At 71.7% G+C, this 14,685-nt stretch carries 11 protein-coding genes and 1 rRNA gene; 4 read left to right on the plus strand and 8 right to left on the minus strand.

Translation table 11 applies throughout. The features are described 5' to 3' along the window. Nucleotides 1–52: 52 nt before the first annotated feature. Both E0H26_RS15960 and ileS read right to left on the minus strand, forming a co-directional pair. Complete coding sequence (locus tag E0H26_RS15960; protein WP_131304428.1) at nucleotides 53–742, minus strand: lysophospholipid acyltransferase family protein; 690 nt, start codon at nucleotides 740–742, stop codon at nucleotides 53–55. A 166-nt stretch (nucleotides 743–908) separates the two neighbouring features. After that, a complete protein-coding gene (gene ileS / locus E0H26_RS15965; RefSeq protein WP_131304429.1) occupies nucleotides 909–4,112 on the minus strand; it encodes an isoleucine--tRNA ligase in 3,204 nt (1,067 codons plus the stop codon). A 514-nt stretch (nucleotides 4,113–4,626) separates the two neighbouring features. Here ileS and E0H26_RS15975 point away from each other — a divergent pair. Both E0H26_RS15975 and sigJ read left to right on the plus strand, forming a co-directional pair. After that, nucleotides 4,627–5,079, plus strand: a complete 453-nt coding sequence (locus tag E0H26_RS15975; protein ID WP_338106214.1) for a carboxymuconolactone decarboxylase family protein — start codon at nucleotides 4,627–4,629, stop codon at nucleotides 5,077–5,079. Next, on the plus strand, nucleotides 5,028–5,954 hold the full coding sequence (gene sigJ, locus E0H26_RS15980) for an RNA polymerase sigma factor SigJ (RefSeq protein ID WP_240742203.1): 927 nt from the start codon (nucleotides 5,028–5,030) through the stop codon (nucleotides 5,952–5,954). The genes E0H26_RS15975 and sigJ overlap by 52 nt, the downstream gene beginning before the upstream one ends. 64 nt (nucleotides 5,955–6,018) lie before the next feature. Here the strand turns inward: sigJ and ndk are convergent, their stop codons facing one another. Next, nucleotides 6,019–6,444 (minus strand): nucleoside-diphosphate kinase, encoded by a 426-nt coding sequence (gene ndk / locus E0H26_RS15985; RefSeq protein WP_131304431.1) that lies wholly within the window; start codon nucleotides 6,442–6,444, stop codon nucleotides 6,019–6,021. Between the two features lie 143 nt (nucleotides 6,445–6,587). Between ndk and E0H26_RS15990 the strand changes: the two genes are divergently transcribed. Then, on the plus strand, nucleotides 6,588–8,006 hold the full coding sequence (locus E0H26_RS15990) for a VOC family protein (protein ID WP_131304432.1): 1,419 nt from the start codon (nucleotides 6,588–6,590) through the stop codon (nucleotides 8,004–8,006). Between the two features lie 5 nt (nucleotides 8,007–8,011). Here the strand turns inward: E0H26_RS15990 and E0H26_RS15995 are convergent, their stop codons facing one another. The 3 genes from E0H26_RS15995 to E0H26_RS16005 form a co-directional block, all read right to left on the minus strand. Beyond that, nucleotides 8,012–8,380, minus strand: coding sequence for a DUF4233 domain-containing protein (locus E0H26_RS15995; RefSeq protein ID WP_131304433.1), 369 nt, complete (start codon nucleotides 8,378–8,380; stop codon nucleotides 8,012–8,014). Continuing rightward, the gene (locus tag E0H26_RS16000) at nucleotides 8,377–9,648 is read right to left on the minus strand and encodes a bifunctional folylpolyglutamate synthase/dihydrofolate synthase (protein WP_240742209.1); all 1,272 of its coding nucleotides are present in this window, start codon (nucleotides 9,646–9,648) and stop codon (nucleotides 8,377–8,379) included. Before E0H26_RS16000 ends, E0H26_RS15995 begins: the two co-directional genes overlap by 4 nt. Before the next feature lie 164 nt (nucleotides 9,649–9,812). Then, nucleotides 9,813–12,431, minus strand: a complete 2,619-nt coding sequence (locus E0H26_RS16005; RefSeq protein WP_131304434.1) for a valine--tRNA ligase — start codon at nucleotides 12,429–12,431, stop codon at nucleotides 9,813–9,815. Between the two features lie 70 nt (nucleotides 12,432–12,501). Here E0H26_RS16005 and E0H26_RS16010 point away from each other — a divergent pair, with 70 nt between their 5' ends. Beyond that, entirely contained in the window at nucleotides 12,502–13,185 is a 684-nt protein-coding gene (locus E0H26_RS16010) for a hypothetical protein (protein ID WP_131304435.1), read from the plus strand. Nucleotides 13,186–13,212: 27 nt separating this feature from the next. Here E0H26_RS16010 and E0H26_RS16015 read toward each other — a convergent pair whose 3' ends face one another. Further along, nucleotides 13,213–14,448, minus strand: coding sequence for an MFS transporter (locus E0H26_RS16015; protein ID WP_131304436.1), 1,236 nt, complete (start codon nucleotides 14,446–14,448; stop codon nucleotides 13,213–13,215). Nucleotides 14,449–14,606: 158 nt separating this feature from the next. Further along, nucleotides 14,607–14,685: ribosomal RNA gene (gene rrf, locus E0H26_RS30695) — 5S ribosomal RNA — on the minus strand; the annotation flags it as partial.

Consider the following 14,685-nt stretch of genomic DNA (forward strand, 5'->3'; position numbering starts at 1 on the left):
GGCGTGACCGGGACCTGCGCCGTTGCCCGCAGCCGGTGGCCGCGCCGGTCGGTCAGTCGCTGCTCGCGGCCGGCGGTTGGGCGCGGGCCGGGGCGTACCGGGGGACGTACTCCTGCCCGGTGAGCTTCTGGATCTCGGCCATCATCTCGTCGGTCATCTGCCGCAGCGAGAGCCGGTCGTCCGGACGGCCGGTGAAGTCCAGCGGCTTACCGAACTTGACGGTGATCTTTCCGGTGAAGGGACGCGGCACCCGGGCGCCGATCGGCTGCACCTTCTCCGTACCGATCATGCCGACCGGGATGATCGGTACGCCCGCCGCGATGGCGAGGCGGACCGCTCCGGTACGACCCCGGTACAGCCGCCCGTCCGGCGAGCGGGTGCCCTCCGGGTAGACGACCACCAACTCACCTTCCTTGAGCGCCGGGATGGCCGCGTCGAACGCGGACAGCGCGGCCCGGCCCCCGGCCCGCTCCACCGGGATCGCGCCGAGCCCGGTGAGCACGAACTTGGAGAACCTTCCCTTGACGCCGGTGCCCTTGAAGTACTCGGACTTGGCCCAGAAGGCCAGGTGCCGTGGCACTACCGTGCCGAGGAACAGCTCGTCGGCCACTGACAGGTGGTTGCCGGCGAAGATCGCGCCACCGGTCTCCGGGACGTGCTCCAGTCCTTCCACGGTCGGTCGGAACGCCAGCCGCAGCGTAGGCGCCACGGTGAACTTGCCGATGGTGTAGAGCAGCGGCACTGGTCCTCCGACGATGGGTGATGTACGCAGTAGGGCGCTGCCACCGTAGCGGACTCGCGCACGTCGTCATGCGCGAGGTGGGGCGGGTCCGCTGGCTGGATGACAGGTGTTAACAGGGGCCCCTGGTACTACCTGAGGCGTTAACAAGGGGCCCCTGCTTACTTCGTCAGGCGCGGCGGACGGCCACCGTCACGCGCTCACCCTCGCCGACCTCACCGGCGAAGCCGTCAAGGTCCTCGGCGAAGTCGACACGGTCGGCCAGCACCTCCCGGGCCACGAAGTCGGCGTACGCCGACACCGCCGCCCGCACCGGCGCCGGGGCGGCGAGCGTCGCCACGATCCGGTCGGAGACGTCCAGGTCGGCGTCGCGGCGGGCCTGCTGCACCACCCGTACGACGTCGCGGGCCAGCCCCTCGGCGGCCAGCTCGGGGGTGACCGTGGTGTCCAGCACCACCACCCCCTCACCGCCGGGCAGCGGCGCCGAGTGCTCGGCGTCGGCCGCGACCAGACGCAGCTCGTACTCGCCCTCGGCGAGGGTGACCCCGGCGGCGACCGGGGCGCCGTCGTGCAGCTCCCACTCCCCCGCCTTCACCGCCTTGATCACCTGCTGGACCTGCTTGCCGACCCGGGGCCCGAGCGCCCGGGGCACCACGGTCAGCACCTGCTGGCAGTACGCCGACACCTCGTCGGTGACCACGACCTGCTTGACGTTGACCTCGTCGGCGACCAGGTCGGTGAAGGGACGCAGCTGGTCGGCGACCGGGCTGGCCACGGTCAGCGTCGGCAGCGGCAGCCGGACCCGCAGGCCCTTGGCCTTGCGCAGCGACAGCGCCGCCGAGGCCACCGCGCGGACGTTGTCCATCGCGGCCACCAGCTCGTGGTCGACCGGGAACTGCTCCGCCGACGGCCAGTCGGTCAGGTGCACCGACCGCTCACCGGTCAGCCCACGCCAGATCTCCTCGGCGGTCAGCGGGGCGAGCGGCGCCACCACCCGGCACAACGTCTCCAGCACCGTCCACAGCGTGTCGAACGCGTCGGCGTCGCCGGCCCAGAACCGGTCCCGCGAGCGGCGCACGTACCAGTTGGTCAGCGCGTCCAGGTAGGACCGCACGGTCGCGCAGGCGCCCGAGATGTCGTACGCGTCCATCTGCGCGCTGACCGTGGCGACCAGTTCGTTCGTCTTGGCCAGCACGTACCGGTCGAGCAGGGTGCCGGCGGCGTCGCCACCAGCCGGCGCGGCATCGGTCTTCCGCTTCGCCAGGTAGCCGTCGGCGTTGGCGTAGAGGGAGAAGAAGTACCAGACGTTCCACAGCGGCAGCAGCACCTGCCGGACGGCGTCCCGGATGCCCGACTCGGTGACCGCCATGTCCCCGCCGCGCAGCACCGGCGAGGACATCAGCATCCAGCGCATCGCGTCCGAGCCGTACGCGTCGAAGATGTGGTACACGTCCGGGTAGTTCTTCAGGCTCTTGGACATCTTGCGCCCGTCCGAGCCGAGCAGGATGCCGTGGCTGAGGCAGTTGCGGAACGCCGGCCGGTCGAACAGCGCGGTGGCCAGCACGTGCATGGTGTAGAACCAGCCCCGGGTCTGCCCGATGTACTCGACGATGAAGTCGCCCGGGTAGTGGTGCTCGAACCAGTCCGCGTTCTCGAACGGGTAGTGCACCTGGGCGAACGGCATCGAGCCGGACTCGAACCAGCAGTCCAGCACCTCCGGCACCCGGCGCATCGTCGACTTCCCGGTTGGGTCGTCCGGGTTGGGGCGGACCAGGTCGTCCACCGCCGGCCGGTGCAGGTCGGTCAGGCGTACGCCGAAGTCCCGCTCGATCTCCGCCAGCGACCCGTACACGTCGATCCGGGGGTAGTTCGGGTCGTCGGACCGCCACACCGGGATCGGCGAGCCCCAGAACCGGTTCCGGCTGATCGACCAGTCCCGGGCGTTGGCCAGCCACTTGCCGAACGAGCCGTCCTTGATGTGCCCGGGGGTCCAGTTGATCTGCTGGTTCAGCTCGACCATCCGGTCCTTGAACTTGGTCACCGCGACGAACCACGACGACACCGCCTTGTAGACCAGCGGGGTGTCGCAGCGCCAGCAGTGCGGGTACGAGTGGGTGTAGGTGTCCTGCTTGAGCACCACCCCCCGGTCCTTCAGTTCCCGGATCACCGGCTTGTTGACGTCGAAGACCTGCTCGCCCTGATAGGGCGGGACCAGCGCGGTGAACCGGGTGTGGTCGTCCACGGTGACGATGGTCGGGATGCCGGCGGCGTTGCAGACGTTCTGGTCGTCCTCACCGAAGGCGGGGGCCAGGTGCACGATCCCGGTGCCGTCCTCGGTGGTGACGAACTCCGCGCCGAGCACCTGGTACGCGTTCGGCCCGGCCTGCTCGACCAGGAAGTCGAACAGCGGCGTGTACCGCCGCCCCACCAGGTCCGCGCCCCGCACCGTGCCGACCTGCTCGTACCCCTCCAGTTCCTTGGCGTACGCGGTCAGCCGCCCGGCGCCCACCAGGTAGCGGGAGCCGTCGCGCTCCAGCACCGCGTACTCGATCTCCGGGCCGACGGCGAGTGCGAGGTTCGACGGTAGGGTCCACGGCGTGGTGGTCCAGACGCCGAGGCGCACCGGCCCACGGACCAACTCCGGCGCGGACTCGTCGGCGGTCAGCTCGAACCACACCGACAGCGTCGGGTCGTGCCGGTCCCGGTAGACGTCGTCCATCCGGGTCTCGGTGTTCGACAGCGGCGTCTCACACCGCCAGCAGTACGCCAGCACCCGGAAGCCCTCGTAGACCAGGCCCTTGTCGTGCAGGGTCTTGAAGGCCCACATGACGCTTTCCATGTAGTCCAGGTCGAGGGTCTTGTAGTCGTTGGCGAAGTCGACCCAGCGGGCCTGCCGGGTGACGTACCGCTCCCAGTCGTGGGTGAACTCCAGCACCGAGGTGCGACACGCCTCGTTGAACCGGGCCACGCCCAGGTCGAGGATCTCCGCCTTGCTGGTGATGCCGAGCTGCTTCTCGGCCACCACCTCGGCGGGCAGGCCGTGGCAGTCCCAGCCGAAGCGCCGCTCCACCCGCCGGCCCCGCATCGTCTGGTAGCGCGGCACCACGTCCTTGACGTACCCGGTGAACAGGTGGCCGTAGTGCGGCAGGCCGTTGGCGAACGGCGGCCCGTCGTAGAAGACGTACTCGTTGTCGGCGGCGCCCACGTCGCCGGTCGTCGTCTCCGACTGTCGGCCGGAAGCCGGCCTGGCCTCGACGCTGGCCTCGAAGGTCTTGTCAGCCGTCCAGTGCTCCAGGACCCGGCGCTCGACCGCGGGCAGGTCCGGGCTCGCCGGGACGCCGGCAGCGGTCGGGTCGTGCAACGGATAGGCCATCGGGGGTCGCTCTCCTCGCTGACGCTCACTGTCGTGTGGGTCTGCGAGGACGAGCCCGTCACCGGTACGCCGTCACCAGCGCCCCGGGCCAGGCCCGCGGTACCACCCCGCTTGACGGCCGAGATCGACCGCCCGCTCGTTGGCCGGCTGTAACGGGCCGGTCCCGTCCGGTTCTACTAGGCCGGTCACCCAGCCGTTCTTCCGAAAGCTCCCCGGTGATAGCCGGATCATCGCCACTCCCCCAATACTACCCACCCCACCCACCCCCCTTCCTCCCCATAACCCACCCCACCCCACCCCACCCCACCTCCCCCACCCCACCTCCCCCACCCCACCTCCCCCACCCCCACCTCCCCCGTTGATCAAGAAGTTTGCGTCGAGGTCCCGGCGACCCGGCGACGCAAACTTCTTGATCAACCGGCCGGTGGGGGGTGGCGGCGTGGGCGGGGTCACAGGGGGTGGGTGTCACGGCGGGGTGGGGGTGGGGCGTCGTGGGGGTGTCGGGATACAGCGGATGGAGGTCGTTGTGCAGCGGATGAATGTGGCCGAGGTGGCGCCGGGGGCGTTCCAGAGTGTGATGGGGCTGGAGAAGTACGTCCGGGCCAACGTGGAACACACGGTGCTGGAGTTGGTGAAGCTGCGCGCGTCGATGCTGAACGGCTGCGCGTACTGCGTCGACATGCACAGCCAGGAGGCGCTGGGCACGGGTGAGTCGAGCCGGCGGCTGTTCGCGGTGGCCACCTGGCGCGAGGCGCCCTTCTTCGACGAGCGGGAGCGGGCCGCACTGGCGCTCACCGACGCGGTCACCCGGCTCGGCGAGCACGGGGTGCCCGATGACGTGTGGGACGCCGCCGCGAAGGTCTGGCCGGAGAAGGCTCTCGCCGACCTGGTCCTGGCAATTGCCACAATCAACGTGTGGAACCGGATCGCGGTGACCTTCCGCAACGAGCTGCCGGCGGACGACTGAACCCGGTCGACGCGGCGGACGCGGCCGGTGCGCTGAGCGCGCACCGGCCGATGCTGCTCGGCCTGGCCTACCGGCTGCTCGGCAGCCGGCACGACGCCGAGGACATCCTCCAGGAGGCGTACCTGCGGTGGATCCGGGTGGACCGCGCCAGCGTGGGCGAACCGCGCCGCTACCTGTCCCGGGTGGTGACCCACCTGGCGATGGACCGGTTGCGGGCCCGGCAGGCGGCCCGGGAGGCGTACGTCGGGCCGTGGCTGCCGGAGCCGGTGGCGACCGCACCGTCACCGTTCGGTCCGCTGGAACGCGCCGAACTGCGTGATTCGCTCTCCACCGCGCTACTGCACCTGCTGGAACGCCTCACCCCGCCGGAGCGCGCGGTCTACGTCCTGCACACCGCCTTCGAGCTGCCGTACGCCGAGATCGCCGAGTTGCTGGACCGCTCCGCCGAGGACTGCCGGCAGTTGCACCATCGGGCCAGCGGTCGGATCGGGCGCGACCAGCGCCGGTTCACCGCCGACCGGGCGGAACAGAAACGGCTGCTGGACGCGTTCGTCGCCGCCGCGAACGACGGTGACCTGGCGGCGCTGACCGAACTGGTGGCCGCCGACGCCACCGCGTGGAGCGACGGCGGCGGCCGGGTACGGGCCGCCCGCAACCCGGTGACCGGCGCCGACCGGGTCGCCCGGTTCCTGCTGGGCATCCGGGACAAGGGCTGGCCGCTCACCGTGCACCACACGGAACTCAACGGCCAGCCGGCCGTCGTGGTGGTCACCGCCGGCGGCGCCCGGTACGCAGTCACCCTGGGCACCGCCGCCGGCCGGATCACCGACGTCTTCCTGGTGGCGAACCCGGACAAGCTGGCCTGGACGGCGTGAGCGGTCCGGGTGGGCGCCGCCAGCTTGAGCGGCACCAGGGCGGCGGCGCGAACTCCGGTAAGGGTCAGACCAGCTCGGGGAACCAGAGCGCGATCTCGCGCTTGGCGCTGTCAACCGAGTCGGAGGCGTGCACCAGGTTCTCCCGGTTGGACAGCGAGAGGTCGCCCCGGATGGTGCCGGCGGCGGCCTTGCGCCCGTCGGTCGACCCGATCAGGCCACGCACCACGTCGATGACCTCGTCGCCGGAGAGCACCAGGGCCACCAGCGGACCGCCGGTCATGAAGGCCTTCAGCGGCGGATAGAACGCCTTGTCGACGTGCTCGGCGTAGTGCTCGTCGGCCAGCGCGGCGTCCATCGTGCGGGACACCATGGCGTCGATCCGCAGCCCCTTGCGCTCGAAGCGGGACATGATCTCGCCGACCAGGCCACGACGGACCGCATCGGGCTTGATCAGTACGAGCGTGCGCTCGTCCGGGCTGCTGCTGGACACGCTGGGTTCCTCCTCAGAGCGGAAGCCGGTCAGGCTGGGTACGGTCAGCCTAGCGACCCGGTCCCGGCGCCGGCGCGGTGGTCGGTGCTTCCCCCGACCCCCGATCCGGCCTAGCCTGGCCCTGACCACCAGGGAGGTCCACTGTGGCGAACGGCGGGAACCGACCCATCGCACCGGTACGCAAGTTGGTCGCCGCGGTGCTCGGCACCGTGGCCACCTTCGTCATTCTCTTCGGCCTGGGCATGACCAGCTGGGCCATCGTGGCGCTCGGCGTCGCCTTCCTGGCACTGGCCATCGCGCTGGCCACGGTGCGCGGCGGCGGACGCACCTGGGTCGTCGGTGCGGGGCACGTGCACAGCGCCTCGGAGCCACCCACCCAGTACGCCTTCGGCCGTTGTGAACTCCAGCTGGTGATCGACGCCCCGGGCATTCCGCCCCGGTCGAAGAAGATCATCGAGCCCCGGGTGCCGGTTTCCAAGTGGCCGTCGCTGGGCCAGAGCCTGCCGATCCGGGTGGCCCTGGACGACCCGCGACACGTCCGGGTGCTCTGGGACGAGGTGCCCACCCACGCCGAGGCCGGCCCGACCGACCTGCCACCCGAGTTCGCCAGTCAGGTACCGCCGGACGAGATCCTGATCGGGCAGGAGGCCCCACCGTGGGCCGGCCGGGCGCCGGAGGACGACTTCCACGACCCGATGGGCGAGCCGCTTGCTGGTCCGCTGGGCGACGAGCCGGTCGAGCCGGTCGAACCCCGGGAGACGGTACGGGTACGCCAGCGTCCGGGCGGGCCGGTCGTGCTGGAGGGGACGGTGGTGGAGCAGTCCAGCGACCATCCGCTGCCCCGCCGGGCGACGCCGGCACCCCGTACCCCGGTCGAGGAGCAGTTCGCGGCGGCGGCTGCGGCCCCGGCGGAGGATTCCGTCGACACCACACCGAGCGAGGTCCGGGTGGCCGACGCGCCAGCCCGTCCGGCGGATCCGCTCGATCCGCTCGATCTGCCGCTGGACGACCCGGAGCCAGGACTGACGGCCCTGCGCGATCCCGAGCCGGCCGCCGCCGCGAGCGGCGGCAGTGGTGCCGGCGGCGACGCGGCGGCGGACGAGGCCGCCGAAGCCCGGAAACTGGACGAGGCGATCTTCGGATTCGACCCGGAGGCCACCGGCCTGGCGGGCGCCGATCCGGCCGCACCGATCAACGGCGTCGGCATCACGCTGCTGGTCACCGACCTTGCCCGGTCCCTGGAGTTCTACCGGGGCCGGCTCGGCTTCACCGAGGTCGACCGGGGCGCCGGCAACGCCGTGCTCGCCTCCGGGGCGACCCGGCTGGTGCTGCGGGAGGTGACCGGCGCCCAGCCGGTCAGCCGTCGCCTGGTGCACGTCAACCTCGACGTCGACGACATCCAGGGAGCGTACGAGCGGATGCGCGACTCCGGTGTCCGGTTCACCTACGCACCGCGAGTCGTCAACCGGGGTAGCCGGCTGGAGGTGTGGGCGGCGGCCTTCCGCGACCCGGACGGCCACGGGATCGCCCTCACCCAGTGGCGGGAACGCGCCGAGGCGTAGGAACGTCAGCCCAGGATCACCCGGCGCACGTGCCACACGTACGCCCACACCAGCGCGAAGATCACGCCCAGCGCGAACAGCGACCAGTGCAGCAGCCCGGACAGCAACAGCAGACCCTGCAACGCGGTGCCGGCGTGCCACGCCCACGACCGGCGCATCAGGCCGGCCAGCACGGCGGCGGCGACCGCGAGCGCCACCACCGCCCCGATCGCGGCGCCGCCGAGATCACCGCCGGCCACCCGGATCGGTTGGATGGCCAGCAGCAGCACCAGCGCCTCCAGGGCGAGGGTGCCGGCGCCGAGGCCGCGTACCGCCCGCTGCGGGTCGCGCAGCCCCGACCGGCGCTGCGGCGGGCTGTCCTGCGGCGCGCTCATCGCTTCAACAACCGGCGGGCGTCGGCCACGGTCACCACGGAACCGGTGACGAGTACGCCGACCCCGGCCAGTTCACCAGGTACGTCTTCCTCGGCCAGCGCCACCGCCGCCTCGATCGCGTCCGGCATCTCCTCGGCCACCTCGACCCGGTCCGGCCCGAACACCTCGGCGGCGAGCGCGGCCAACTCCTTGACCGGTAGCGCCCGGGGCGAGCTGTTGCGGGTCACCACCACCTGGTCGACCACCGGCTCCAGCAGTTCCAGCATGCTCGCCGCGTCCTTGTCGGCCAGGGTGCCCACCACGGCGACCAGCTTGCTGAACGCGAACTCCTCCTGCACGGCGGTGACCGTGGCCGCCATGCCCTGCGGGTTGTGCGCGCCGTCGAGCAGGATCGTCGGCGCGGTACGCACCCGCTCCAGCCGGCCCGGGGAACTGGCGGTGGCGAAGCCCTCCCGCACCGTCTCCACGTCGAGCTGCCGGCGGGCCCCGGCCCCGAGGAACGCCTCGACGGCGGCCAGCGCCACCGCCGCGTTCTGCGCCTGGTGGGCGCCGTGCAGCGGGACGAACACCTCTTCGTACACCCCGCCGAGCCCTTGCAGGGTGAGCACCTGCCCGCCGACGGCGACCGACCGGCGCAGCACGCCGAATTCGGAGCCCTCGCGGGCGATGGTGGCGCCGACCTCGGCGCAGCGTTGCAGGATCGGCCGGGCGGCCTCCTCCTCCTGTGCGGCGGCGATCACCGTGGCGCCCTGGTGGATGATGCCGGACTTGGCGACCGCGATGTCCTGGAGGGTGTCACCGAGCCACTCGGTGTGGTCCAACCCGATCGGGGTCAGTACGCACACCCCGGCCTGGATCACGTTGGTGGCGTCCTCGGCCCCGCCCAGCCCCACCTCGACCACGGCCACGTCCACCGGGGCGTCGGCGAAGGTGGCGAACGCCAGCGCGGTGGTCAGGTCGAAGTAGGTAAGCGGCTCCGACGAGCGGGCGTCGACCAGCTCGGCCAGCGGCTTGACCTCCTGGTACACGGCGGTGAACCGGGCCTCGTCCACGGGTTCGCCGTCCAGGCTGATCCGCTCCCGGACGGTCTCCAGATGCGGGCTGGTGTACCGGCCGGTGTGCAGCCCGAAGGCCCGCAACAGCGAGTCGATCATCCGGGCCGTGGAGGTCTTGCCGTTGGTGCCGGTCAGGTGGATCGACGGGTACGCCCGCTGCGGGCTGCCCAGCAGGTCGAGCAGGGACGAGATGCGGTCCAGGTCGAAGGCCATCCGGGTGAAGCCCCGCCCGGCCAGCTCGGCCTCCACCTGGGCGAAGGCGGCGTGCTCGGCGGACCTGCCCCGCCCGGCCCGGTCGTCGGCCCCGGCCCGGGCGGGCCGGCCGGCGTCCACCGGTCGACCCGCACCGTCGCGGTCGTTGCGTTCGTTGCTGTCGGTCACGAGGACAGTGCCTCCAGAGCGGCGTCGATACGGACCAGGTCGGCCTCGGCGACCGCCAGCCGTTCCCGGATCTTGGCGACCACGGGTTCCGGGGCCTTGCCGACGAACGCCGGGTTGTCGAGCTTCGCCCGCGCCTGCCCGGCCTCCTTCTCGGCGGCCGCACGGTCCTTGGTCAGCCGGGCCCGTTCGGCGGCCACGTCGATCGACCCCCGGGTGTCCAACGCGACACTGACCTCTCCCGGCATGGCCAGCGTGGCACTGGCCTGGAAGTCGTCGCCGGCCGCGTCGAGCCGGGCCAGCGAGCGGATCAGCGGCTCGTGCGCCGCCACGCCGGCACCGGCCAGCCCGTCGAGCCGGGCGGCGACCCGCTGGGTCGGACGCAGCCCCTGGTCGGAACGGAACCGGCGGACCTCGGTGACCACCCGTTGCAGGGTGGCGATCTCCGCCTCGGCGCCGGTGTCGATCCGCGCCCGGTCGGCGATCGGCCAATCGGCCGTCAACAGCGTCTCCCCGCCGGTCAGGGCGGTCCACAACTCCTCGGTGACGAACGGGATGACCGGGTGCAGCAGCCGCAGCAACTGGTCCAGCACGTGCCCGAGCACCCGACGGGTGACATCGGCGGCGGCTCCCCCGGCGGCCAGCACCGGCTTGCTCAGCTCCACGTACCAGTCGCAGACGTCGTCCCAGGCGAAGTGGTACAGCAGGTCACAGACCTTGGCGAACTCGTACGCCTCGAACTGCTCGTCCACCTCGGCGGTGACCTGCGCCAACCGGGACAGGATCCACCGGTCGACCGTGGACAGCTCGGCCGCGCCCGGCAGCGGGCCCTCGGTGTGCGCGCCGTTGAGCAGCGCGAACCGGGTCGCGTTCCACAGCTTGTTGCAGAAGTTCCGCGAACCCTGGCACCACTCCTCGCTGACCGGCACGTCGCCGCCGGGGTTGGCGCCCCGGGCCAGGGTGAACCGGGTCGCGTCGGCGCCGTACCGGTCGATCCAGTCCAGCGGGTCGACCACGTTGCCGAACGACTTGGACATCTTCTTGCCGTGTTCGTCACGGACCATCCCGTGCAGGGCGATCACGTCGAACGGCTGCCGCCCGTCCATCGCGTACAGGCCGAACATCATCATCCGGGCGACCCAGAAGAAGAGGATGTCGTACCCGGTGACCAGCACACTGGTCGGGTAGAACTTCGCCAGGTCCGGGGTCTGCTCCGGCCAGCCGAGGGTGGAGAACGGCCACAGTCCGCTGGAGAACCAGGTGTCCAGCACGTCCTCGTCCTGCTGCCACCCCTCGCCCGTCGGCGGCTGCTCGTCGGGGCCGACGCAGACCACCTCGCCGTCCGGGCCGTACCAGACCGGGATGCGGTGACCCCACCACAGCTGCCGGGAGATGCACCAGTCGTGCATGTTGTCGACCCAGGCGAAGTAGCGCTTGGCCAGCTCCGCCGGCTCGATCTTGACCCGGCCGTCGCGCACCGCGTCCCCGGCCGCCTTCGCCAGCGGCGAGGTGTTGACGAACCACTGCAGGGACAGCCGCGGCTCGACCGTGGTCCGGCACCGCGAGCAGTGCCCGACGGCGTGCACGTACGGCCGCTTCTCCGCGACGATGCGCCCTTCCGCCCGCAACGCGGCGACGATCGCCGGACGCGCCTCGAACCGGTCCAGCCCCTCGAACGGGCCGTGTGCGGTGATCACCCCCCGCTCGTCCATGATCGTCAGCGCGGGCAGGTCGTGCCGCTGCCCGATCTCGAAGTCGTTCGGGTCGTGCGCCGGGGTCACCTTCACCATGCCGGTGCCGAAGGCCGGGTCGACGTGGGCGTCACCGACGATCGGGATCCGTCGCCCGGTCAGCGGCAGCTCCACCTCGGTACCGATCAGGTGCCGGTACCGCTCGTCGTCGGGGTGCACCGCCACGGCCGTGTCGCCGAGCATCGTCTCGGCCCGGGTGGTGGCCACCACCACGTCGTCGCTGTAGCGGATCGAGACCAGCTCGCCGTCGTCGTCGGTGTGCTCCACCTCGATGTCGGACAGGGCGGTGAGGCAGCGCGGGCACCAGTTGATGATCCGGTTCGCCCGGTAGATCAGGCCGTCGTCGTACAGCTTCTTGAACATGGTCTGTACGGCGCGCGACAGGCCCTCGTCCATGGTGAAACGCTCGCGGTCCCAGTCCACCGAGTCACCGAGGCGGCGCATCTGGCCGAGGATCGCGCCGCCGGACTCCGCCTTCCACTGCCACACCCGCTCGACGAACTTCTCCCGGCCGAGGTCGTGGCGGGACAGGCCCTGCGCGGCCAGCTGCCGCTCGACCACGTTCTGGGTGGCGATGCCGGCGTGGTCCATGCCGGGCAGCCAGAGCGCCTCGAAGCCCTGCATCCGCTTGCGGCGCACCAGGGCGTCCTGCACGGTGTGGTCGAGCGCGTGGCCCATGTGCAGCGAGCCGGTGACGTTGGGCGGCGGGATGACGATGGTGAACGGGGGCTTGTCGCTGCCGGCCGACGCCCGGAACCGACCGTCGGCTACCCACTGCTCGTACCGTCGCTGCTCTACCTCGCCGGGCTGGTACTGGCCGGCGATGGTCGGGGCGTCGGGGCGTCGGGCATCCAGGTTCTCGGTCACCCTGAAAGTCTACGGAGCGCTTCGCCGGACCCGACGTGCACCACCGGTGCTTTCGCGTACGGTGGCGGCTATGTCCGACGCACATCTCACCGCCCGCCAGCTCGACGGGGACGCTCCGCCGGTCGACCTGACCGACGAGCCGATCGAGCTGAGCAACCGCGACCCGCAGGAGGCACCCGACCGCAGCGCGGTCCGCAGCCGCCGGCGCCGCGTCGCGGTCGCGTTGCTGGCGGTGCTCGCGCTGACCGGCGTCGGGGCGCTGGGCGCCTGGGGCTGGCGGATCGCCCAGCAGAAGGACACCCAGATCGCCACGCCGGACCAGGTCGCCGGGCTGACCCGGGACGACAGCGAGCGGGCGGTCAGCACCGCCGACTACCTGCGCAGCGGCATCGCCGCCGACATCGAGTTGGACAACAGCTTCGGCGCGGTCTACCAGGATCCCGCCGATCCGCGCCGCTCGGTGCTGCTCTTCGGCGGCACCACCCTGCTGTGGCAGCCGGAGCGGGATCTGGAGAGCCTCTTCAGCCTGATGGCCGACGAGGCCGGCGCGGTGACCGGCCTGCGCGACGTCACTCCCGGCCGGCTCGGTGGCGTGATGAAGTGCGGCAGCACCAGCGGCGAGGGCGGCGACTTCGCGGTGTGCGGCTGGGCAGACCACGGGAGCGTGGCACTGGCCATGTTCCCGTTCCGCTCGGTCGACGAGGCCGGCGGGCTGCTGCGGCAGATCCGGGAGACCGTGCAAACCCGCGGCTGAGCCCGCCGCACCGCCGGCCGCCGCAGTTCAGCCGGGGCGGGCCCGTCGTACCGGCGTGGCCAGGGCCGCGAGCGCGACCAGCACGCAACCACCCCCGGCGAGCAGACACACCAGCGGTACGCCGTACGCCTCCGCGCCCCAGGTGACGACGGCGGCGCCGATCGGGCCGAACGCGAAGTGCGTCGCCCAGAACACCGAGGTGACCCGGCCGAGAAGCTGGTTCGGCGTCACCTCCTGCCGTAGCGACAGCGAACAGATCGCCCCGACCGCCACCCCACCGAGGTACACCGCCGCCAGGGCGGCCACCACCGGCACGGTGGCGGCCGAGCCCAACGCCGCCACGGCCAACCCGGCCAGTGCCATGCTGCCCGACCAGGTCGGTCCGAACCCGATCCGACGCCGCAGCGGCGCCACCAGGAGCGAGCCGAGGACCGTGCCGACGGCCGCCAAGCCCAGTACCAGACCGACCGTGCGGGAGGTACCACCCAGGTTGTGCCCGACGTGGTAGATCAGCACGTCGTCGAGGCCGTAGGTGAGGAAGCAGAACACCGACAGCAGCATGGTGAGGCTGCGCAGCACCGGATGCCGCCAGAGGAAACGAGCACCCTCCACCAACTCGTCACGCAGGCCGGCGAGTGAGGTCGCGGCCCGCGCCGACCGATCCTGACGCAGCCGTACGGCGCTCAGCGCGGCGGCCGCCACGGCGAAGCTCACCGCGTTCACCGCGATCGCGGCGGGGTACCCGAACCGGGCGGCGACCAGCCCCGCCAGCAGCGGCCCGCCGACCCCGGCGACCGCGTAGCTCGCCGACAGCTTGCCGTTGGCCTCGGTGATCCGCCCGACGTCGACGAGCCCCGGCACCGCCGCGACGTACGCCACCCGGAAGACCATGCCGACCGCCGCGCCCGCTGGTAGCACCAGATACAGCAGCCACAACTGAGGGCCCCACAGCCAGGCGATCGGAACGGCGGCGAACAGCGCTGCGCGGACGACATCGCAGCCGACGAGTAGTCGCCGCCGGTCCACCCGGTCGACCAGTACCCCGGCGAACACGGCGGTGGCCACCGCGGCCACCCCGGCGACTGCGGTGAGCAGGCCCATCTGCGCCACCGAGCCGGTCACCTGGAGTACGAGCAGCGGTAGCGCCAGCGCGGCGAACCCGTCACCGACCACGGACAGGGTCTGCGCCGACCAGAACACGGCGAAGTCCCGGTCCCGCCAGAGCGGATCCACTTTCGCCCGTTCCGCCGTACGCACCGTCATCGGGGCGAGGCTAGCCGTCAGCCACCCGGTGACGCCTCCGATTTGTCGACCGGCCAGGCGTGGCCTACCGACGACCGTCCGAAGCGGAGAACAACTGTCGCGTGCTGCCGAAACGCGTTGAGGGCCACCCCGTCAGGGGTGGCCCTCAATCGAAGAATGTCCGGCGGTGTCCTACTCTCCCACACCCTCCCGAGTGCAGTACCATCGGCGCTGGAGGGCTTAGCTTCCGGGTTCGGA

It is taken from the genome of Micromonospora zingiberis (assembly GCF_004331455.1).
Classification (GTDB): domain Bacteria; phylum Actinomycetota; class Actinomycetes; order Mycobacteriales; family Micromonosporaceae; genus Micromonospora; species Micromonospora zingiberis.

Excerpts from the sequence above, each read along its gene's own strand:
- E0H26_RS16010 (WP_131304435.1), top strand. The coding sequence starts at position 12,502 with ATGTCCGACGCACATCTCACCGCCCGCCAGCTCGACGGGGACGCTCCG.
- E0H26_RS15995 (WP_131304433.1), bottom strand. The coding sequence starts at position 8,380 with ATGAGCGCGCCGCAGGACAGCCCGCCGCAGCGCCGGTCGGGGCTGCGC.
- E0H26_RS16000 (WP_240742209.1), bottom strand. The coding sequence starts at position 9,648 with ATGGCCTTCGACCTGGACCGCATCTCGTCCCTGCTCGACCTGCTGGGC.
- E0H26_RS16015 (WP_131304436.1), bottom strand. The coding sequence starts at position 14,448 with ATGACGGTGCGTACGGCGGAACGGGCGAAAGTGGATCCGCTCTGGCGG.
- ileS (WP_131304429.1), bottom strand. The coding sequence starts at position 4,112 with ATGGCCTATCCGTTGCACGACCCGACCGCTGCCGGCGTCCCGGCGAGC.
- E0H26_RS15975 (WP_338106214.1), top strand. The coding sequence starts at position 4,627 with ATGGAGGTCGTTGTGCAGCGGATGAATGTGGCCGAGGTGGCGCCGGGG.